This is a genomic window from Neobacillus endophyticus (assembly GCF_013248975.1).
Lineage (GTDB): Bacteria > Bacillota > Bacilli > Bacillales > Cytobacillaceae > Neobacillus > Neobacillus endophyticus.
Window position 1 is genome coordinate 3,776,449 of sequence record NZ_JABRWH010000001.1, and the last position, 22,351, is coordinate 3,798,799.

General features: G+C 34.2%; 20 protein-coding genes. 19 read left to right on the forward strand and 1 reads right to left on the reverse strand.

Features of this window, described 5'->3' with window-relative positions:
- The first annotated feature begins 124 nt into the window (after nt 1-124).
- The 11 genes from HPT25_RS18640 (at nt 125) to HPT25_RS18690 (ending at nt 11,951) form a co-directional block, all read left to right on the forward strand.
- Nucleotides 125-1,105: an NAD-dependent 4,6-dehydratase LegB gene (locus tag HPT25_RS18640; RefSeq protein WP_173067570.1), complete on the forward strand. Its 981-nt coding sequence runs from the start codon at nt 125-127 to the stop codon at nt 1,103-1,105.
- A gap of 17 nt (nt 1,106-1,122) precedes the next feature.
- Nucleotides 1,123-2,301 carry a LegC family aminotransferase gene (locus tag HPT25_RS18645; protein WP_173067573.1) on the forward strand — a complete coding sequence of 393 codons (1,179 nt, stop codon included), beginning with the start codon at nt 1,123-1,125 and terminating at the stop codon, nt 2,299-2,301.
- Nucleotides 2,302-3,363 carry a sugar phosphate nucleotidyltransferase gene (locus HPT25_RS18650; RefSeq protein ID WP_173067576.1) on the forward strand — a complete coding sequence of 354 codons (1,062 nt, stop codon included), beginning with the start codon at nt 2,302-2,304 and terminating at the stop codon, nt 3,361-3,363.
- The gene (locus tag HPT25_RS18655) at nt 3,360-4,013 is read left to right on the forward strand and encodes an acetyltransferase (RefSeq protein ID WP_217269751.1); all 654 of its coding nucleotides are present in this window, start codon (nt 3,360-3,362) and stop codon (nt 4,011-4,013) included. The genes HPT25_RS18650 and HPT25_RS18655 overlap by 4 nt, the downstream gene beginning before the upstream one ends.
- A complete protein-coding gene (gene neuB, locus HPT25_RS18660; protein ID WP_173067579.1) occupies nt 4,006-5,004 on the forward strand; it encodes an N-acetylneuraminate synthase in 999 nt (332 codons plus the stop codon). The genes HPT25_RS18655 and neuB overlap by 8 nt, the downstream gene beginning before the upstream one ends.
- A complete protein-coding gene (gene neuC, locus HPT25_RS18665) occupies nt 5,001-6,173 on the forward strand; it encodes a UDP-N-acetylglucosamine 2-epimerase (RefSeq protein ID WP_312857305.1) in 1,173 nt (390 codons plus the stop codon). Before neuB ends, neuC begins: the two co-directional genes overlap by 4 nt.
- A 3-nt stretch (nt 6,174-6,176) precedes the next feature.
- The gene (locus tag HPT25_RS18670; protein ID WP_217269752.1) at nt 6,177-6,866 is read left to right on the forward strand and encodes an acylneuraminate cytidylyltransferase family protein; all 690 of its coding nucleotides are present in this window, start codon (nt 6,177-6,179) and stop codon (nt 6,864-6,866) included.
- A 215-nt stretch (nt 6,867-7,081) separates the two neighbouring features.
- Nucleotides 7,082-8,950 carry a flagellar filament capping protein FliD gene (gene fliD / locus HPT25_RS18675; protein ID WP_173067582.1) on the forward strand — a complete coding sequence of 623 codons (1,869 nt, stop codon included), beginning with the start codon at nt 7,082-7,084 and terminating at the stop codon, nt 8,948-8,950.
- Between the two features lie 58 nt (nt 8,951-9,008).
- Nucleotides 9,009-9,383, forward strand: a complete 375-nt coding sequence (locus HPT25_RS18680) for a hypothetical protein (RefSeq protein WP_173067585.1) — start codon at nt 9,009-9,011, stop codon at nt 9,381-9,383.
- A 141-nt stretch (nt 9,384-9,524) separates the two neighbouring features.
- Entirely contained in the window at nt 9,525-9,881 is a 357-nt protein-coding gene (gene flaG, locus HPT25_RS18685) for a flagellar protein FlaG (RefSeq protein ID WP_173067587.1), read from the forward strand.
- A gap of 60 nt (nt 9,882-9,941) precedes the next feature.
- Entirely contained in the window at nt 9,942-11,951 is a 2,010-nt protein-coding gene (locus HPT25_RS18690) for a methyl-accepting chemotaxis protein (RefSeq protein WP_173067590.1), read from the forward strand.
- Nucleotides 11,952-12,069: 118 nt separating this feature from the next.
- Here the strand turns inward: HPT25_RS18690 and HPT25_RS18695 are convergent, their stop codons facing one another.
- Nucleotides 12,070-13,758: a methyl-accepting chemotaxis protein gene (locus HPT25_RS18695; RefSeq protein WP_173067593.1), complete on the reverse strand. Its 1,689-nt coding sequence runs from the start codon at nt 13,756-13,758 to the stop codon at nt 12,070-12,072.
- 337 nt (nt 13,759-14,095) lie between these two features.
- Between HPT25_RS18695 and HPT25_RS18700 the strand changes: the two genes are divergently transcribed.
- From HPT25_RS18700 to fliS, 8 genes are all read left to right on the forward strand, one after another.
- Nucleotides 14,096-16,117: a methyl-accepting chemotaxis protein gene (locus HPT25_RS18700; RefSeq protein WP_173067596.1), complete on the forward strand. Its 2,022-nt coding sequence runs from the start codon at nt 14,096-14,098 to the stop codon at nt 16,115-16,117.
- 225 nt (nt 16,118-16,342) lie between these two features.
- Nucleotides 16,343-16,603, forward strand: coding sequence for a flagellar biosynthesis anti-sigma factor FlgM (flgM, locus tag HPT25_RS18705; protein ID WP_173067598.1), 261 nt, complete (start codon nt 16,343-16,345; stop codon nt 16,601-16,603).
- Nucleotides 16,604-16,626: 23 nt separating this feature from the next.
- Complete coding sequence (locus HPT25_RS18710; protein WP_173067599.1) at nt 16,627-17,112, forward strand: flagellar protein FlgN; 486 nt, start codon at nt 16,627-16,629, stop codon at nt 17,110-17,112.
- 30 nt (nt 17,113-17,142) lie between these two features.
- Nucleotides 17,143-18,612, forward strand: a complete 1,470-nt coding sequence (gene flgK / locus HPT25_RS18715) for a flagellar hook-associated protein FlgK (protein ID WP_173067602.1) — start codon at nt 17,143-17,145, stop codon at nt 18,610-18,612.
- A 38-nt stretch (nt 18,613-18,650) separates the two neighbouring features.
- A complete protein-coding gene (flgL, locus tag HPT25_RS18720; protein ID WP_173067604.1) occupies nt 18,651-19,535 on the forward strand; it encodes a flagellar hook-associated protein FlgL in 885 nt (294 codons plus the stop codon).
- A 160-nt stretch (nt 19,536-19,695) separates the two neighbouring features.
- Nucleotides 19,696-20,322: a flagellar brake protein gene (locus HPT25_RS18725; protein WP_173067606.1), complete on the forward strand. Its 627-nt coding sequence runs from the start codon at nt 19,696-19,698 to the stop codon at nt 20,320-20,322.
- A 289-nt stretch (nt 20,323-20,611) separates the two neighbouring features.
- The gene (locus HPT25_RS18730) at nt 20,612-21,520 is read left to right on the forward strand and encodes a hypothetical protein (RefSeq protein ID WP_173067609.1); all 909 of its coding nucleotides are present in this window, start codon (nt 20,612-20,614) and stop codon (nt 21,518-21,520) included.
- Nucleotides 21,521-21,652: 132 nt separating this feature from the next.
- Entirely contained in the window at nt 21,653-22,030 is a 378-nt protein-coding gene (gene fliS, locus HPT25_RS18735) for a flagellar export chaperone FliS (protein ID WP_173067611.1), read from the forward strand.
- Nucleotides 22,031-22,351: the final 321 nt, after the last annotated feature.

Sequence of the window (22,351 nt, forward strand, 5' to 3'; positions counted from 1 at the left end):
TTTATTTTCTTTGTTATTTAATATAACGAATGTTCATTAATAAATAATCAAAATGTTTTTTAGGTTATAAATACTAATTCTCGAAATACATAATGAAAATAACATGAAAAGGAGAAATATAAATATGAAAAAAGTTCTCGTAACTGGCGCAGATGGATTTATTGGAAGTCATTTAACAGAACGTCTCTTAGTAGAAGGATATGATGTAAAAGCATTTGTTTATTACAATTCCTTTAATAACTGGGGATGGCTCGATACGCTTTCGAAAAACAAGCTTAGTCAAATTGAAATTTTTTCAGGAGATATAAGAGATCCTAACGGTGTAAGAGAGGCAATCAAGGGAGTTGACGAAGTTTTCCACTTAGCAGCTCTTATTGCTATTCCTTTTAGTTATCACTCTCCTGATTCCTATGTGGATACCAATATAAAAGGTACTCTTAATGTATTACAGGCAGCTCGAGATTTAAATACAAAAAGGGTATTGGTTACTTCAACATCCGAGGTATATGGAACTGCCCAATATGTTCCAATAGATGAAAAACACCCTTTTCAAGGGCAATCTCCTTATTCTGCAACTAAAATTGGTTCAGACAGGATAGCTGAAAGTTTCTACAGAAGTTTTAATATGCCTATAACAATTGTTAGACCTTTTAATACCTATGGACCTCGTCAGTCAGCGAGAGCTGTAATCCCAACGATTATTTCGCAACTTTTGTCAGGTGTAAATGAAATTAAATTGGGTTCATTAACGCCAACACGTGATTTTAATTATGTGAAGGATACAGCTAATGGTTTCATTGAAATTTCTAAGTCTGAAAAAACAATTGGTGAAGAAATTAACATTGCAACTCAAAAAGAAATTTCAATAGGGCAACTTGCCCAAGAGTTAATAAACCAGATTAACCCAAAAGCAACTATAATTTGTGATGAAGAGCGGTTAAGACCTGAGAACAGTGAAGTAAACAGACTATTAGGGTCAAATAAAAAGATTAAACAGCTTACGAATTGGGAACCAAAATATACATTTGAACTTGGTTTACAAGAGACAATAGAGTTCTTTAAGAATAATCTAGATAAATATAAAACAGACATTTATAATATTTAAATTTGGAGTGTGCGTAAATGAATATGTTTATACCGCTTTCAGTTCCAAACCTAAAGGGTAATGAACTTAAATATGTTTCGGAAGCTATTGAAAGTGAGTGGGTATCTACAGGCGGGGAATTTATTAACAAATTTGAAAAATCAATTGCTGATTATTTAGGTGTAAAAAGTGCAGTAGCATGTCAAAGTGGTACAGCAGGGCTTCACTTGGCACTAAGAGTACTTGGTGTTGGTGAAAATGATGAGGTTATTGTCCCCACTTTAACATTTATAGCAGCTGTTAATCCAGTTACTTATATGGGGGCTAATCCAGTGTTTATGGATTGTGATGACTCATTGTGTATGGACATGGAAAAAGTAAAGATGTTTTGTGAAACTTCTTGCGAATTTGTAAATGGCAATCTTGTTAATAAAATAACAGGACGAAAAGTGAAAGCAATTTTAATTGTCCATGTATTTGGAAATATGGCTAATTTAGAAGTAGCAATAGATATTGCGCAAAAATATAATTTGAAAGTTATTGAAGATGCCACTGAAGCTTTGGGAACATACTATACAGAAGGCAAATATAATGGGAAATATGCTGGAACAATTGGTGATATGGGCATTTATTCTTTTAATGGGAATAAAATTATCACAACTGGCGGTGGGGGAATGCTTGTTTCAAATGATATTAACTTGCTTGATAAGGCTAAATATCTTTCTACTCAAGCAAAAGATGATGCAGTTAATTTTATACATAATGACATAGGGTATAATTACAGAATGACCAATCTACAAGCAGCAGTTGGGTTGGCGCAACTTGAACAATTAGAGACTTTTATTGAAATTAAAAAGCGCAACTTCCATTTATACAAAGACCAAATTGCAGACATTATGGGTCTTACCCTTTTGAATTTTAACACTGACATAAGACCTAACTATTGGTTCTATTCGCTTTATATTAAAGCAGAAGAGTATGGGCATAATAAACAAGAATTGATTGAGCTTTTAAGTAAAAATAATATCCAAACCCGACCAATTTGGGGATTAATTCACCTTCAAAAACCATATCAGATATGCCAAACATTTAAGATAGAAAAAGCTTTATTATATTCGGATAATATCCTCAATATTCCTTGTAGTAGTAATTTATCCACTTCAGATGTACTAAGAGTGGTAACAATACTGAAAAAAGGACAAAAAGGTAGAGACTAAATGGAAATAAAAAATCTGATTGTTTCTGAGTCAACAACTATATTGAATACAATGAAAACACTTGATGCTACGGGTAAAAGAGTAGCATTAGTTTGTAACGAGAGTAAACTTCTTGGAGTAGTAACTGATGGTGACATAAGAAGATTTATTTTGTCAAATGGGAATTTAAACTCAGAGGTTAAAGAAATTACTAATTATAATTATAAATATGTAGATGTTAACAATCAGGAATCTGCTTTTGAAGTGATGAAGAAATACTCTTTAAGCTGTGTACCTGTCATTGATAAACATAAAAATATTATTAGTATTGTATTTTGGAATGACGAAAAAATTATTATGCAGAATAAATTTGTCGATTCTGTTCCTGTTATTATCATGGCGGGTGGGAAAGGTACTCGGCTTTACCCATATACTAAGGTATTACCAAAACCTTTGATTCCAGTTGGTGATAAAACCATTACCGAGCATATTATGGACAGATTTGAAAGTGCTGGTTGTACCGACTTTTTTATGATAGTTAATCATAAAAGAAACATGATAAAATCTTATTTCTCAGATGAGGACCTTTCTTACAACGTTAAGTATATTGATGAAAATAATGCAATGGGTACTGGTGGAGGGCTTAAACTCCTGAAAGGTACTATTGAGGAAACCTTTTTTATGACAAATTGTGATATTTTACTCGAGTATGATTATAGTAAAATTTATGAACATCATAAGAAAAACAAACACATTATAACAATTGTCTGCGCAATAAAGAATATAGAGATTCCTTATGGAACAGTTGAAATTAATAATGTTGGACAAATAATCTCATTAATAGAGAAGCCGAATTTATCATTATTAACAAATACTGGATTTTATATAATTGAACCAGATTTTCTAAATTATATTCCAGATGACACTTTTATTCATATTACAGATGTTATTCAAAAATGTATTGAAAATGGTGAAAGCATTGGAATGTTTCCTGTAACTGAAAAATGCTGGTACGATATGGGGCAACACGAAAAAATGGAGGAAATGTCTAAGTATTTAGAACAGTTAAAAGTACAAAAATGAAAAGTATACATGAGAAACTTTTGTTAATTGGCGGTGGAGGGCACTGTAGTTCTGTGATTGATGTTTTACAAGAAAATAACTCGTTTGATGAAATTGGTATAATTGATACAAAGGAAAAAATTGGTATGAAGTTCTGTTCTTTAACCTATATAGGCAGTGATGATGACTTGAAAGAACTATATAATCAAGGATATTCATCAGCATTTATCACAGTTGGCAGTGTTATAAATCCAATGTTACGAATAAAACTTTATAAGTTGATCTATGACATTGGATTTAATATTCCAAATATTATTAGCAATACAGCAATTATTTCGAACTCTTCAACTTTTGGTAATGGGATATTTGTAGGTAAGGGTGCGATTATAAATGCAAGAACGTTTATTGGAAACGGAAGTATTTTAAACACTGGATGTATTATAGAGCATGATTGTAGAATTGGCGAATTCGTGCATATTGCCCCTGGAACTACACTCTCTGGGGGAGTGATCATAGGGAATAAGTCACATATTGGCACGAATTCTACAATTATACAGGGTATTAATATTGGTGAAAACACATTAATTGGAGCTGGCAGTGTAGTTGTTAATAATATTGGGAATGGTAAAAAAGCTTTTGGAAATCCATGTAAGGAGCTAAAGGATGAATAGAACTATTATTATTGCAGAGGCTGGGGTTAATCATAATGGAGATGTAAATTTAGCAAAACGCATGATATGTGAAGCTAAGAAAGCTGGGGCTGACATTGTCAAATTTCAAACATTTAAAACAGAAAATATTGTAACTACATCTGCCAAAAAGGCGGATTATCAGAACAAGTACACAACAAAAGAAGAAACCCAATTTGAAATGCTAAAAAATTTGGAACTCACAGAAGATGACCACTACATATTAAAAGAGTATTGTGAAAAACTTGGAATATCCTTTTTATCTACGCCATTTGATTTAGAAAGCATTGATTTCTTAGAAAGTTTAAATATCCCATTCTTTAAAGTTCCATCAGGAGAAATTACAAACCTGCCTTACCTTGTAAAAATTGCAAAAACACGAAAACCGGTTATTATGTCAAGTGGCATGAGTAATCTTGAAGAAATACATGAAGCAATTGAAATACTTAGAAAGTATGGTACATCAGAAATAAGTCTATTGCATTGTAATTCACAATATCCAACTCCATTTAAAGATGTCAATTTAAGAGCAATGGTTAATTTAGAGAAGCGTTTTAATATAAATATTGGCTATTCTGACCATACTTTAGGAATCGAAGTACCAATAGCAGCAGTTGCGTTAGGAGCGACAATAATTGAAAAACATGTTACTTTGGATAGAAATATGGAAGGGCCTGATCATAAAGCTAGTTTAGAATTTAATGAACTTAAAACAATGATTGATGCAATAAGAAATATTGAGATTGCTTTAGGGACTAATGAGAAGAAAGTAACAGAATCAGAAGTTTTGAACAAAGTTGTAGTTAGAAAAAGTATTGTTGCAAAATCTAAAATACATAAGGGAGAATTTTTTACTGAAGAAAACTTGACAGTTAAAAGACCTGGAACGGGTATTTCTCCAATGAAATGGTATGACGTAATAGGGATGAAAGCAATCAAAGATTTTGAAAAAGATGAGTTGATTGAATTGTGAAAAAGATTTGTATAGTTACCTCTACAAGAGCAGAATATGGCCTTTTAAAACCATTAATGGTTAGTTTAAGTAAAATGAAGAAAATAGAAGTGAACATTGTAGTAACAGGTACACATCTTTCTCATGAATTTGGATATACAATTTCAGAGATTGAGAGTGATGGTATTCCTATTGATGAAAAAATTGAAATTATTATGGGTAGTGATACACCTGTATCAGTTTCTAAATCAATGGGACTTGCATTAATAAGCTTTGGGGAGTATTTTAATCGCAAAAAACCAGATCTTCTCATTGTATTGGGGGATAGGTATGAAATTTTAGCTGTTTGTAGTGCTGCTGTTAATTTTAATATTCCGATTGCACATTTACATGGCGGTGAAATTACCGAGGGTGCAATCGATGAAGTAATTAGACATTCAATATCCAAAATGAGTTATCTGCATTTCACTAGCTCGGATGTGTACCGTAAAAGGGTAATTCAACTCGGAGAAGACCCTAGTAGGGTTTTTAATGTTGGCGCACTGGGTGTTGAAAATATTTTAAAAACACCACTTTTAAATAAGTACGAACTGGAACAAAGTATTAATTTCTTGCTTGATAAGCCATATGCTCTAGTCACTTTTCACCCAGTTACTAAAGAAAATAATACAGCATTTGAGCAAACTGAACAGTTATTAAATGCCATTGATTCCTTTAAAGATATTAAGTTTATTTTTACAAAAGCCAATGCAGATGCTGATGGAAGAGTCATTAATAAGCTTATAGACAATTATGTTGAAAAAAATCGGGAAAATAGTATAGCATTTACGTCTTTGGGTCAAATCAGATATTTAAGCGCCATGAAATACAGTGCATTCGTAATGGGTAATTCATCAAGTGGTATTATTGAAACACCTACTTTTAAAATACCTTGCATAAATATTGGAGATAGACAAAAAGGACGTATTCAAGCAACAAATATTATAAACTGTCCTCCTAAAAAGGCGGATATAATCCTAGCAATAAAACATGCACTATCACCAAACTTTCGCTTGAGTTTATCAAATCTGAATTCACCCTTTGGAAATGGTGATACCTCAGAACACATTTTAAGAATAATTCTTCAATTTTTGCAATGCAAAAACCAAAATTTTAAAAAGAAATTTTATGATATAAGTTTTGAGGGATGAATTTTGAATGGAAAAAGAAATATTGCCATAATTCCTGCACGTTCTGGCTCGAAAGGGCTTAAAGATAAAAATATTCTTGAACTAAAAGGTAAGCCTCTAATCGCATATACCATTGAAGCTGCCATTAATAGTGGTTGTTTTGATATGGTAATGGTTTCTACAGATAGCGAGAAATATGCTGAAATTTCCCGTAAGTATGGTGCAGAGGTACCGTTTTTACGTTCAAAAAGTACATCAGAGGATTGTTCATCTTCATGGGATGTTGTTCGAGAAGTTTTATCCAGACTTTCTAAAATTGGCAAAGAATTTGATATTATTACTTTGCTACAACCCACTTCACCACTGAGAAATTGTGATGATATTAGAGCGGCAATTGAACTTTTTAATACAAAAAATGCTTCTTATGTTACAAGTATATGTGAGGCAGAACATTCCCCTCTTTTGTGCAATACTATTGATGAATCACTTTCCATGAATGGTTTCTTAAATATGGAAAATTTAAAAAGGCGGCAGGAATTACCTTTATATTATAGATTAAATGGAGCAATATACATCATTAAAAAAACGTTTTTGGAATCCGGAGAATTTTTTTATGGATTAAAATCTTTTGCTTATATTATGCCAAATGAAAGATCAATTGATATTGATACAAAATTAGACTTCATTATTGCTGAAAGTGTTTTAAATAGTTGAGTTGATTTCATTTCATTAATGTTTTTTAAAAACTATTATACAGAGCGACTTTATTATATTATTTTTTAAAATTAGATTCGTTTATCCTTTCCTCTATAAATATTTATGAATATATCTAAACTTATGAATAAGAAATCCGATAATATAAATATCTAAAATTAATATTTTTCACCATTTAAAATAATTTTTATTAGTAATCGAATGGAGGTTTTTCGATGTCAATCAATCCAGCTTCACTAAATAGGATTACTGGTCTTGCTTCTGGTATGGATACTGATTCTTTGGTTAAAAAATTAATGGCTGGTGAACAGGCTAAACTTGATCAGCTAAATCAAAAATTGCAAAAAGATACCTGGCAGAGCGATGCATATCGCCAATGGAACACAGATTTAGTTTCTTTCCAATCTAGCACATTATTTAATATGAAAATGTCATCTACCTATAATACATTTAATGTGAGTGCAAGTGATCCAAACTCGGTTTCAGGTAGTGCGGGCGGAGGTGCTTTCGCAGGTACGTATAATATTCAAGTTAAACAATTAGCTAAGTCAGCAACCTTTACTAGTAATAAGGTTGCTTTGAATACAACACAACCTCTTTCAAACCAAGGGTCACTAAGTGTAACAAATTCATCAACTATAACGATTTCAGTTATGAATGGAACAACATCAAGTCCATTGTCTGCGAAAATTACGATAGATCCAACGAAAACTATTAATGATGTTGTTAATAGCATTAATTCTGCTGTGGATAGTACGACAGGGCAAAGTCTTGGTGTACAGGCAATTTATGATTCCAATCTTCAGCAATTTGTTTTGAAAACAAATGCTACCGGGGCTGCTACTAAAATCAATTTAACTGGAACTGATCCTTCTTTTTTAAGCAATACTTTAGGGTTGGGTTCGAACAATACTTTATCAGGAACAACTAATAGTTCTACAACTATTACAAGTGGTTCAAATGACAGCCTGACTATTGATCTTGGCAATGGAACATCTTCCAATATAACTTTAAAGGCGGGTACTTACAATACGCCTCAGGATTTAGTAAATGAAATTAACAACGAAATTGCGGGTAATTCCACGCTTGCAACGAAGGTTAGTGCGTCTATAGATTCAAATGGAAACTTAACTTTTACATCTTCTGCAACTGGATCACAAAGCCCACTAAATGTTAGCGGAACAGCTTCAAGTACCATATGGTCTGCCACACCAACTAGTTCATTAACAGCAAATGGACAAAATGCCGACATCATCTTTAATGGAAGTGAAATTAACACCCTGTCATCAAATACGGCTTCGATTATGGGGATTAACTGGACATTTAAAACCCCTACAGTCGATTCCGGCGGCAATTTGACAACCAATACGGTAAATGTTTCTCAAGATATTGACACAGAAGTGAAAAATATTACGGATTTTATCAGCAAGTATAACGACATTTTGGATAAATTAAACACTGCCTATAGTGAGCCTGTTTACAAAGATTATCAGCCGCTCACTGATGCTCAGAAAAGTTCCATGACAGATACTCAAGTTCAACAATGGGAAACAAAAGCAAAAAGCGGTTTATTGCATAATGATAGTATATTGAATACGCTTATAAATAGTATGAGAAATGATATGACGTCAGTTGTTAATAATGGAAGTACCTATAACTCATTAGCTTCAATTGGCATTTCTTCATCTAGTTACCTTGATAAAGGCAAATTGTATATTGATCAAGATAAGCTAAGAACGGCTTTGCAAAATGATCCTAATGCAGTTACAAAGCTGTTTTCCAATTTAGATACAACTGACTCATCAAAAAATGGTTTAATGAACAAACTAAACGATGACATTTCTTCGGCTGTCACCAGTCTAACAGATAAAGCTGGAAGTACTGGGAATTCCTATTATGATCAAAGCACCCTCGGTAAAATGATGACGAGCTTGCAAAGTCAAATTTCTACGGAAAACGATAGCTTTAATACAAAAGAAAACCAATATTATACACAGTTTTCAGCAATGGAACAGGCGATGCAAAAATATACTTCACAAAGTTCTTGGCTGACATCACAATTAGGTGCTGCCAGCGCCGGATGATGAGAATATTTACGATGTAACGGCTTTTTTAAAATAACTTAGTAAGGAACATTGGGCTATGACCAAATTTCATGAAGAGAAAAAAAGACTTCTACTGGACTTGAAACAAGAAACTTTACATCAATTGGAAGCTGTTAAAGCAGAAGACCCCGAAAAGTTTTTAAAAAGCACGGATCTATGCAACAAACATATTGGTTCGTATAATGCGCTTGAAATACATTCCGGAGAATCAACTGGCCCTTTGGCAGAAGAGCTAACGCAAATTCTTATCGAAATATCGAGAATCCGTGAGGAAATTTCCGGTTTGGCTTCACCTCTATATGAAAAATTAAGAAAAAAATCATTTACTGAAAAAAAAATAAATAAAGCAAAACACCAATATAAAAATGACGAACTACCATTACCAAGTGTTTTTATGGATAAAAAAATCTAATCAATCAAAAACCAGTTCTACTTTTGAGCTGGTTTTTGATTTTTCCAGAAAAAATTAGAAATCAGGTAAAAAAGTACTAAACAATTTTAAATTTGATCCGATAGTATAGGTATATATATCCTAAAGGGGGAGGTTCTGGACATGTTAGATAAAATCTCTATTTCTAATACTCCTATTAATGATTCTCAAGTAAATCAAGTTAATCCAGTAAATAGCGCTCCAAAAGTTAAAGACGACTCACCGAATCAACAAGACCAGCCGCAGCAATCGTTATCTAAGGAAAAGACAGAGAAAATTATCAAGAATATGAATGACTTTTTAAAAGATTCAAACACACAATTAGTCTACAAATATCACGATGAATTGAAAGAATACTATGTTGCCATTGTAGATGAGAACACCAATCAAGTAGTTCAGGAAATACCATCAAAGAAGCTGCTCGATATCTATGCAGCCATGAAGGAATATCTTGGGATACTTGTTGATAAAAAGGTTTAATCGGCTGCTTACGCAGCCATTTTGTACATAGTAAATCATATGAAAGCGGAGGTGTAAGTCATGGAACAGGCTAAACAAAAGTTCAAATGGAATCGGGTAAATCACAAGCTGGTAGCTGGAATGACAGCGGTTGCGATTATACCAACGATCACCATAGCCATCATATCGAATGTGGTAACCCAAAATATTATTGACAAACAAACAACTCAAAATAACTTACAATTGTCCGAACAGATCAGTACGAGTTTGGATTACAAAATTGAAGGTGTGGCCAATCAAGTGCATTTGTTGGCAAACAATATAAATTTTACCCAATATTATCAAAATCCGATGAACAGTCAATATGGGTATTATCTGTTAGATGGAACGTTAAAAACAAATAAGGATTATGCATTTGTGTATTATGGTACATCCAAAAAGGAACTGTTGAGTGCCCCAACAACGGAACTTCCTAAAGACTATGATCCCACTCAGCGCGATTGGTATCAGGGAGCAGTAGCAAAAGACGGGAAAATTTTCTATAGTGAACCATATAAGGATGAAGGGACAGGCCAATTGGTTCTTACCATTGCCCAAGCGGTTAAAGACCAGAGCGGTAATATCGTCGGTGTATTGGGAATTGACCTCAATATGGATAATTTTTCGAAAGCAATGGAGAAAATTAAGATTGGCAATAAAGGGTATATGACGATCGTGGGTGACGATGGGAAATACATTTATAATCCAGATGCCAAAAAAATAGGTACGGATTTCCCTAAAAACATATGGAATAATGTGAATAAAGATGATGAAGGTAGCAGCAATTTTCAATTAAATGGATCGGATGAATTCTCAACCTTCACAACGAACAAAAATACAGGCTGGAAATTTATTTCTATAGAAGATCGTTCTGAAATTACGCAAACTGCTAACAGCATTCGTAATATTGGATGGATCTTAACGGCTATCTTTGGTGTATTATCTGCCTTGAGTGCGTATATTCTTGGAAAACGTATTTCGAAAAATATTAATACTGTAAAGTCTGCATTGGAAACAGCTGCACAAGGAGATTTTACAGCGAGAGTTTCCGTAAATACAAATGACGAATTTAAAGATTTGGAAGAAAGTTTTAATGACACAATGGAACAGTTATCGATCTCGTTGCGTAAAGTGGGCGAAACATCTAAGACAGTATTTGATACTTCTGCACACTTGTCGATGATGACAAGTGAAACAAATGCAGCATTATCTGAAGTGGCGCTGGCAATTGAAGAAATTGCTCAAGGGGCGAACTTGCAAGCGAGAAATGTCCAAACAAGCTCAGACCAAATGAGAGATTTGTCCAATCAATTGGATGATGTTCATGTATCCACAGAAGATATGAATAGCGTATCACAGCGTTCCATGGAACTAAGCAGCAAAGGATTGGAACGAATTGTTTTGCTGTCTGAAAAATCGACAGAAACGAAATCACATACTTCAGAAGTTGCTTCCATTGTAAAAGAAGTGGATGTGAGAATGGAAGAAATAAACTCCATAATTAATGTGATTACAAAAATTACTGATCAAACCAATCTATTGTCTCTAAATGCTTCGATTGAATCAGCCAGAGCAGGGGAGCATGGAAAAGGATTTGCAGTAGTGGCCAATGAAGTTCGTAACTTGGCTGAGCAATCAAGAGCATCTGCAGTGGAAATCAAAAAAATAGTCGACAGCATCAAATCGGTTGTAAAAAATGCCGTTCATGCAATGGAGCGTACAAATATGGCTGTCAATGAACAAGATGAGGCAGTAATAGAAACGAAAGCCATTTTCGATCAAATTCAATCAGCTATTAACGATTTAGCGCAAAAAGTTACCGATGTGGAAATGTCTATCAAAGATAGTCAAACAAATAAAGAAGTAGTCAGTCAGGAGATTGAAAGTATTATCGCGGTGTCTCAGCAAACAGCAGCTGCAACCGAGGAGGTTTCTGCTTCCACAGAAGAAATTTCTGCGACAATGAATTCCTTTACCCAGCATTCATACGGATTGAAAGAATTATCAGCGCAATTGGATGATGAAATTAAGAAATTTAAATTACATGAGTAAATCTTTAAAATAAACCTTTCAAACAAATACGCTAATAAAAAAGTCTTGGCAAGTATTTGCCGAGACTTTTTTATTAGCGTAATCGAACTTATATGAAACATTAGAACAAAAATGTAATTTATACTTTAAATCTGCCTATCAACTTTTGTAGATCAGCAGCCATTGTCGATAAGGAAGAGGCTGATGAAGTGATTTCATTCATTGACGCAGATTGTTCTTCGGCTGCTGTTGAGACCTCTTGTGTACCTGCTGCTACTGTTTCTGAAACATTCGTAATGTTCTGGATGGAATGAACAATTTGATTGGTGCCGGCAGCCATTTCTTGAACTGCTGAAGCAACTTCCTGTATTTGAGAAGTAACGATATGAACGGTATCCTGAATTTCATCAAAAGATTGGCCTGCTGAGTTAATGACACCAATGCCCGATAAAACTTCTTTAGTGGTGTTGTCCATTGATTGGACAGCTTTCTTTGTTTCTTCTTGAATCATGGCAACAAGCTGTGAAATTTGCTGAGCAGAATCCGCAGATTGTTCCGCTAATTTGCGTACTTCATCAGCTACGACAGCAAAGCCTTTTCCATGCTCTCCAGCTCTGGCAGCTTCAATTGCCGCATTTAATGCAAGAAGGTTTGTTTGTGCGGCAATTCCTGTTATAACCTCAATAATTTGCCCAATTTCATTTGAATGATCGTTAAGCTCTTTGATGATATGTGATAATCCATTTACTGTTTGTCGAATGGAGCTCATTTGATTGACAGCTGTTTTTACTGCCTGGCCGCCAATGGAAGCTTTTTCTGTAGCTTCTACTGCTGTATTGGAAACAACTTGAGAATTAGAAGCAATTAATTGAACTCCAATCGACATTTCATTGATTGTTTTAGAAGTTTCTTCTGCAATTTGAGATTGTTTTTCTGTACCAGAAGCAACTTCATACATGGCGTTGGAAATCTCTTCTGTTGATTTACTTGTTTGTTCTGCAATAGCTGTTAAATGTTCAGCAGATTCAGCAACTAATTCTGTGTTGTTTCTAACTTGCACAATCAGATGACGGAGACTCTTGATCAGTTCGTTAAATGAAATAGCAAGATGTGAAATTTCATCATTCGTTTTAATTTCAATTTCTGTTGTTAAGTCTCCTTCACCTTCGGCTATTTTTTGTAATTGAAGGTGAACTAACTGAATTGGTTTGATGATGGAACGGAATAAGCTAAAACCAATTACAACCCCCAGTCCAATAAAGAGGAGCCCAATAAAGATGAGTATGTCGTTTCCAATTTGAATATCATGGCTTAAGTTATTTATATTTTTTTTCATTGAGTTATCTTTATTCGATAAAAATTGTGAAATTAATGGATCGAGCGCTTTTCGGGCATTTCTTTCATCTTCAAAATGAATTTGTTTAGCCCTCTCTACATCACCAAGCTGGAAAGCTTGGACGACTTGGTCACTCGCATTTAAGAATGCTGAATATTTCCCTTCAATTTCATTTAACATGTTTGTATCATTTTCATCTAGCTTTAATTTTTTTAAACTAGCAATAAATTGATTAATTTCATCTTTTTTGCTTTTCATCTCTGTAGTGTATTGAGGATCACTCGTTAATAAATATCCTCTTTCATCATTAGATACACCAGCTAATCTAAACTGGATTGATTTTATATCGAAACGGATATTTTCACTATTCTGGATTATGTCATTATAAGATTCTTGGGAGTTATGATTTAGTTTGTAGGATATCCCTAAAGCACCAATCATTAAAAGAATTAAAATGCCAATTCCAATGAATAATTTAGTTTTAATTTTCATTATCATTCTCCTTCACAAAAAACTATTAAATCAAAAAAACATCAAAAAACGTTTTTTTCGAAAAACGTGATGAATCTGCTTACACCATGGGTTTAATATAACAGATGAGTGACTTCTAAACTATAACTATCTATCAAAATTTACAAAAACTTATCAAAACAAATTTTGGTATTTATTAATTTTATAAATATACTAAACATTTTTTTGATTCGTTCGATAAGTTTAATAGAGTTTAAAACATAGGAGGGGTGAGAATATTGTTTTCCATTAATGATCTTATTAAGAGGTATTGATGGAATAGGCTTCATTAAAAATTAATCATCATGGAGGACTATGAATGGAAAAATCAAATAGATCGTCAAAGTATAAGTGGAATTCAGTCAAAACAAAGTTAATTGCAGGAATGACAGCGGTTGCAATTATCCCTACGATATCAATTGCCGTTGTATCAAATGCCATCACACAAAATGTAATCGGCAAACAATACGGTCAGGCGACACTGCAAGTAACGAAGCAAGCCAGCGACAGCCTGGATTATAAAATCCAAGGGGTTGTCAGCCAAATCAGCTTGCTCTCCAATAATGTTGATTTTAAGCAATTTTATCAAAATCCGGAAAATGCTAAATACGGAAATTTTTTATTGAATGATACATTGAATACTAACAACGAGTATCTAAATGTCTATTTTGCAACGACTAAAAATCAAATGGTTTTGGCTCCAGCTTCTCAACTGCCACCTGGTATTGATTGGACTTCGAGAGTTTGGTATAAAGGTGCTGTTAATAATGATGGAAAGCCTTTTTACAGCCCGCCTTATAAAGACGCTGTTACCAACAAATTAGTACTAACGATTTCACAGGCGGTTAAGGATGATAGTGGAAATCTTGTCGGGGTCATCGGAATAGACCTTAGTATGGATAATTTCTCTAAATCGATGAAATCGATCCAAATTGGAAAAAATGGTTATATGACGATCATTGGTAATGATGGGAATTATATATACAACCCAGATTCTAAAAAAATAGGGTCAGCCTTACCAACTAATCTTGCCTTAGCGGATGATCTTAAGAAACAAAATGAAGGAAACAGCGAATACCAATTAAATGGGGTCGATAAATTTTCTTCTTTTACCACCAATAATCGAACTGGCTGGAAATTTATTTCGGTTTTAGACAAATCTGAAATTACCAATGATGCCAATTATATTCGAAATATTGGATGGTTGTTAACGATAGTATTTGGCGTACTGTCTGCTGTTTGTGCTTATTTCTTAGGTAAACGGATTTCCAGAAATATTACAACTGTTAAGGATGCATTAGAAACCGCATCTCATGGAGATTTCACTGCCAGAGTATCTGTCAATACAAATGACGAATTTAAAGAATTAGAACAAAGCTTCAATGATACAATGGAACAATTATCAGCATCTTTAAGAAAAGTAGGGGTAACATCTAAGACTGTTTTAGATACATCTGCCCACCTTTCCATCATGACAAAAGAAACGAATGCTGCATTATCTGAAGTAGCACTGGCCATTGAAGAAATCGCACAAGGGGCAAACCTTCAAGCAAGAAACGTTCAGACAAGTTCAGATCAAATGAGAAATTTATCAAACCAATTGGATGATGTATCTGATTCTACAGAAGAAATGAACACTGTCTCAGATCGTTCAATGGAATTGAGCGGTAAAGGGTTAGAGCGAATTGTCTTGCTCTCAGAAAAATCTAATGAAACTAAAACGACTACTTCAGAAGTAGCTTCGATTGTGAATGAAGTAGATGTGCGAATGGAAGAAATTAATTCCATTATTGATGTTATTACAAAAATTACAGATCAAACCAACCTATTATCATTAAATGCTTCGATTGAATCTGCAAGAGCAGGTGAGCATGGTAGAGGTTTTGCGGTTGTAGCCAATGAAGTTCGCAATTTAGCAGAACAATCTCGTGCATCAGCTGTTGAAATCAAGCGAATCGTCGATAGCATTAAATTGGTTGTGAAAAACGCTGTAAATGCGATGGAAAGAACCAATAAGGCTGTTCACGAACAAGAGGATGCTGTATCAGAAACGAAATCCATTTTCAATGATATTTTATCAGCCGTTCGTGATTTGGGCCAAAAAGTGGCAGATGTGGAAACTTCCATTAAGGGAAGCCATTCCAATAAAGAAGTGGTTAGTCAGGAAATTGAAAGTATCATTGCCGTTTCACAACAAACAGCAGCTGCAACAGAGGAAGTTTCTGCTTCCACAGAGGAAATCTCTGCAACCATGAACTCATTTACCCAACATTCAAATGGGCTAAAAGAATTGTCAGAGCAATTGGATAATGAGATTAAAAAATTTAAATTAGGAGAGTAAGTATTTTTTGAGGGGCAGTAAGAGTATGTCCCTCTTTTTATTTGTGTTCTTTTTTACAGGATTTTATTCTAAAAAATCATCGAAAAATAGAGTATAATGAAATGATGATAACCGTATAGGGAAAATAAGAGTTCATTTGCTAAATTATTTTTAATCATAATTAAACTTAATTTATACTCTGCCGATACTAATAAAAAAGGGGACAAAAAGGAGATCGGAATTATCATGAGAATTAATGATGTGAAATACGGATTAAACCCGTATCAAAATCAAATAAATCGTAATAAAACAAATACTAATAAAGCTTCTAATAAGGATGTAGTCAATATCTCTTCAAGCGGTCAAGAAATTTATCAAGCCATGAAATCAGATCAAGCTGACCGCCAAAAACGAATTGAACAACTGAAAGAACAAGTATCGAATGGAACTTATCAAGTAGACAGCCAAAAAGTTGCTCAAAAAATGTTGGATTTCTGGGATAAGTAAATCGAACTTAAGGGTGAGTGTATATGGAATCATTACAAAAACTTAAACAAACATTGACTTATATGGTAGAGGCTCATCAACAGCTACTAAGGTTGGCGGAGGAGAAACGGACAATCCTCGTTGAAGGCAAAGCTCCCGAATTACAAACCATTATAAGTAAAGAAAGTAAATATACAGACCTCATCCAAAAGCTGGAGGCACAGAGGGAAGCAGTGCTGAAGGCAGTATTGGTTGAAAAGGGACTTGTAAATCAATCTCTAACAATTGATCAATTCATCCAAACGATAGACCAGCCACTGGAAAAACAATTTCTTGCCAAAACGATCGGGCAGCTCCGAAAACTTGTGAATGAACTGATTCAACTGAATAAAAGTAATCAAGAGCTGATCAAGATGGCTTTATCATATATACAATATTCTATGAACATCATTATGCCGAAAGAGCCTTCAATCGGATATGGAAATAAATCACATGTTAGGTCGGCAAAGCTTTTAGATGCAAAAATATAGTTCTTTATTTTTAGTATTGGAGGAGAAATCATGACTTCCACATTTATGGGGCTGGAGTTGGGGAAGAGAGCACTTTTCGCTCAACAGGCAGCGTTAAATACAACTGGACAAAATATTGCAAACGCCAATACAGACGGGTACACTCGCCAGCGTGCTGAACTGCAGGCAACCAATGCCATTCCTTATGTGGGCATGAGCAATGATGCAAGTGCTGGACAACTTGGGACTGGTGTAGAAGTTAACAAAATTAGCAGATTAAGAGAAGATTATTTGGATGTTCAATATCGTGGCCAAAATAAGGATTTGGGTTATTATACTGCTACTTCTGATGCCTATACAAAAATTGAAGGAATCATGAATGAACCATCTGATAGTGGAATAGCTAACGCCATGGATCAATTTTGGCAAAGTTGGCAAGAACTATCAAAAACTCCCGACAGTGCTTCAGCTCGTGCGGTTGTTGTCCAACGTGGACAAGCGCTAGCGGAGTCCTTTCAATATACAAATGATCAATTAAATCAAATGTCATCGGATTTAAACAATGTCATCCAAGTGGATGTCAGTAATGTAAATTCTCTTACCCAGCAAATTGGGGCATTAAATGATCAAATCTCTAAGTTAGTTCCAAATGGATATCAGCCAAATGACTTATATGATAAACGTGATGTTCTACTTGATCAATTATCCAAAATGGTTAACGTTGATGTTAAGCCATCTAGTGCTGGAAACGGGATGGTGGACGTATTTGTTGGCAATCAGGCAATTGTTCAAGGGAAAACAAACAACAATATTACTTACCCAAGCCCTGGTGGAAGTTCAGACCAGATTTCCGTAAATGGAACTTCTGTTTCATTACAATCAGGTGAACTACTTGGCCGCATTGATTCATATACAAATATTATCCCTGATATGCAAACGAAGTTGACTAATTTAGAAAATTCGTTCGTAAGTCAAGTGAACCAACTGCATAGTGCACAAGGGCAGGCTTATAACTTAGATGATATTAACAATCCCTCTCCATCAGGTCAAACTGCTGGGTTGAACTTTTTTGTGGATAGCAGTGATCCCACTAATACGAATTTGGATTATACAAAATCGATAAACTGGACTGTAAATCCTGATATAGCAAGTGACCTTAATAAAGTTGCTGCTGCCAGCACACCGAATGCTGGGGATGGAAACAACGCAATGGCTATAGCGAACCTTAAAACGACCATATTGAATGTAAATGGTACAAGTGCAACCGCTGATGATTATTATCAAAATATAATTGGACAATTAGGTGTAAGTTCACAGCAAGCCCAGCGAATGCAAAATAATACTCAGACGCTAGTTACTCAGGTGGATAACCAACGTCAGTCCGTTTCTGGTGTTTCACTTGATGAGGAAATGACAAATATGGTTCGCTTTCAGCAAGCCTATAATGCTGCAGCTCGTGTTGTCACAACGATGGATGATGTTCTGGATAAAGTGATAAACGGGATGGGAGCTACAAGATAAACTCAATAACGTAAAATGAATGTATCAGGAGGTGCCTAATGAGTACACGGATTACCCAAACCATGATGAATCAAACTTTATTGGCAAACTTGCAAACGAACTATCGTAATTTATCACAAACCCAACAGGAGCTTTCATCTGGTAAAAAGATTAACAAGCCTTCAGATGACCCTGTAGCTGCCGTTAGGGCCATGAATTATCAATCTACTCTAAATGAAATTGATCAATACAAACGCAATGTGAGCGATGGTTCAAGCTGGATGCAATCCACAGACAGCTCATTAGACGAGGTCACACAAGTCTTGCAGCGTGTTCGTGAATTAACGGTCCAAGCGGGCAACAGTACGAATAGTTCCACTGACCTTCAGGCCATTAAGGATGAAATAACACAGCTAAGCGGGCATCTTGTTGAAGTTGGCAATTCTGAGATTGGTGGAAGATACCTATTTGGGGGAACAGCGACCACAACTGCACCATGTGATGGATCTCAAAATCCCCCGGCTGTTTCTAATAATAATGGTGCTGTGAATTATCAAGTTGGCAAAGGTTCAACAGTACAAATTAATGTGACAGGTAATCAGGTATTTAATCAAAATGGCGGTATGTTTAATGTTTTAAAAAGCATCACGGACAGTATTGACAATGGGACAAATCCTTCAGATCAACTAAATAACCTAGATGCTCAAATAAATAATGTGATTACAATTCGCTCAGATTTAGGAGCACGGATGAATCGAATGGATTTGAGCAGTTCCCGATTAGACGGGCTGGAGCAATCCACGAATAATTTAATGTCAAATGAAGTAGATGTCGATATTGCGCAAGCATACACTAATTTTAGTGCACAACAAGCAGTTTACAACTCTGCATTATCAGCTGGCGCGAAAATCATTCAACCTAGTTTGGTGGACTTCTTAAAATAATTACTGGAATATAATTTCAAAAAAATCGAACTGCCCAAACGGGTGCAGTTCATTTTTTTGTAGAAGTATAGGTTTCCACTGTCGGTATAGCCTAAATGGGCATTTTATACTATAATAATAAAGAGAAAATAGATTAGAGAAATTTAAGGGGTGGAACACTTTGTATCCCAAGGTAGGCCAAAATATTCAGTTTAAAATTAACAATCGTGATGAAACTTGGAAGTCTGTTGTTGCCGATATTCAGGATGAAGAAATTTTCATTACGTTTCCTACAGATCGAACCATTTTGGGTTCACTGCTAACAGGTTCTCCAATTGAAATTATATATGCAAGTGGAGAAAGCAAATATGAATTTGTAACAGAAATATTAGGGAAAAAAATTGAAAACATTCTTCTAGTTAAGATAAGAAAACCAAAGGAAGAAGAGATAAAAAAGATTCAGGAAAGAGAAAACTTTCGTGTAAATGCAAGTTTACGCCTAGCTTTGAAAGAGACGAAATTAAGCACGGTAAACATTAGTGCTGGCGGATTGTTATGCTCATGCGACATGGTTGAGGAATTCACTATAGGCGAAGAGGTTTTGGGTATGGTATTTGTTCCTGATAATTCAAATGATGAAACAACATCTGTTTCTTTTAAAGGAGAGATTATCAGGGTTGATGTGCTAAAAGAAATCGGGAAGAAAAATATTGCGGTAAAATTCAATTCAATTGAAACAAAAGATCAACAGAAAATTCTTCAATATTGTTTTGAAAAACAACGTCAAAACAGATCAAAAATTCGATAATAAGATTAATTAGATAAAAATCCTCTTGATTCAAGAGGATTTTTTTCATATAACAAACAATTGGTTTACATATACTTACAGGTTTTATATAATTGTATTATACATGAAATTTATAGTAATTTTTGATTTATCCCCATAAATGATTGATTAATAGCGAATCCTATTGTAGAAAATACGTTCAGGAAAAATTAAAAATGAAATCAAAATCAAGAGAACTATTAGACAAAACTCTATTTTTGTGCTTTATTAAGAACGTACATATAAAGTTAAATTGTTGGAGGGTATTCATATGAGTTTGAAATTGGCACTTTTTGAGATAAAGGAAGTTTTAAGAAATCAACAAATTGGAGCATCAGAGGAAGAGTTCATTCATGAATTGGAAACGAAGAATAATCTTAAAGCCGGATCTTTAGTTTGGTATTTTAATCATTTGATGATGATGAATGTTTATGGTGAAGAACTTTCAGAGCAGGCACATGAATCATCGAAGAAAATTAATCGAAAATGGACAAAAAATGAGATTGATTTCATGTTTCATTATATTAATGATCGCCAGCAGGAAGAATGGGGCATAAATATTACAGAAATATTAGATGAAATTGCTAAACTCCTTAACCGTGGCTACCAATCCGTTAATTACAAATATTATACGATAATTAAATCAAAAGACGAAAAACAAAATGAGTCATTTGAAGGAGTCCAATTCACCACTATTAATCAAAAAGATCTTCCGGTGTTATCAGCGCAAATAATCGCAGATATTCCAGCCCAAACTCAAGTGAATCAAACAATTGCAGCTCCAAAGGATGATGATTTGCTCGATATTTTATCTGGACTAATCACCAATGTACAAAAATTGCCTGGACTTAATTTAAATGAATTACTTAGAAGTTTATATCAACTCACTAATATGGCGCTTCAAAATCAACATGCATCACAGGAAATAGAATCCATGAAATCTAAGGTCAATAGTGAAAAATTGGCCCTTCAAGATTCATTAGTAAAAAAAGAACAACAATTAATGCTCGAGAAAAAGCGCAATGACGAGTTGCAGAAAGAAGTTGCAAAGTTAGCAATGGAAATTACCTCATTTAATCAGCTTGGTGATGCGGCAAAAATTCAAAACTTAAAGTCCTATAATCAAAGACTTAATTATATTATTGATGGGTTTGGCCTTGTGTTACAGGTAGGAAGTTAAAAGTTATTCCATTTGGAATAACTTTTTAAATTGAAAAAAATTAATTTTCCTATCCTATCTCTTAACTATTTCTCATTTTAACCGATAAAATAAATAGAAACAGCTAATGAATTTTGAAAGGAGTATGTATTCATGGCTTTTGGAAATCCATATCAAACATATCAAAAACAAGCAGTCACTACATCAAAACCTGAAGAATTAACTTTCATGCTTTATCAAGGTTTGGTGAAATTTATTCGATTATCAAAAATGGCAATTCAAAATAACAATTTACCTGAGAGTCATAATTATAATGTAAGGGCACAAGATATAATAACAGAATTTATTGCAACCTTAAACAAAGATTATGCTGTTTCTGAGACATTGCTTCCACTATACGATTACATGAAGCGACGATTAATTGAAGCAAATCGAAAAAAAGACGAAAACATATTGGAAGAAGTCGAAGGATTTGCAGTAGAACTGATGGAAACATGGTCCAATGCAATGAAGCTTAGTGCAAAGGCTTGAAGATGATGGACCACAATGAGGACCGAGAGAGTAATCCTCATTTCCTATTATCAGGTGATCAAAAAAGCTGCTACTAGATATTCAACGAATGGACAACAGCTTTACTGATATACTAAAAAAAGAAAATGGATAAAGTAATTGCTGGTTTAATCAAATAAGAAAAGCTTAATAAACTTAGGTTAAATGCCAGCATAACTTGAGATTAATCAAAATTCGACAAAAATTTCAAATACAAAACCGAAAAAGTGTGAGTCATCAAAAATTACCATTTTGTATGACTCACACTTTTTTTGTTTTTGTAATATAATAAAATAGATGAGC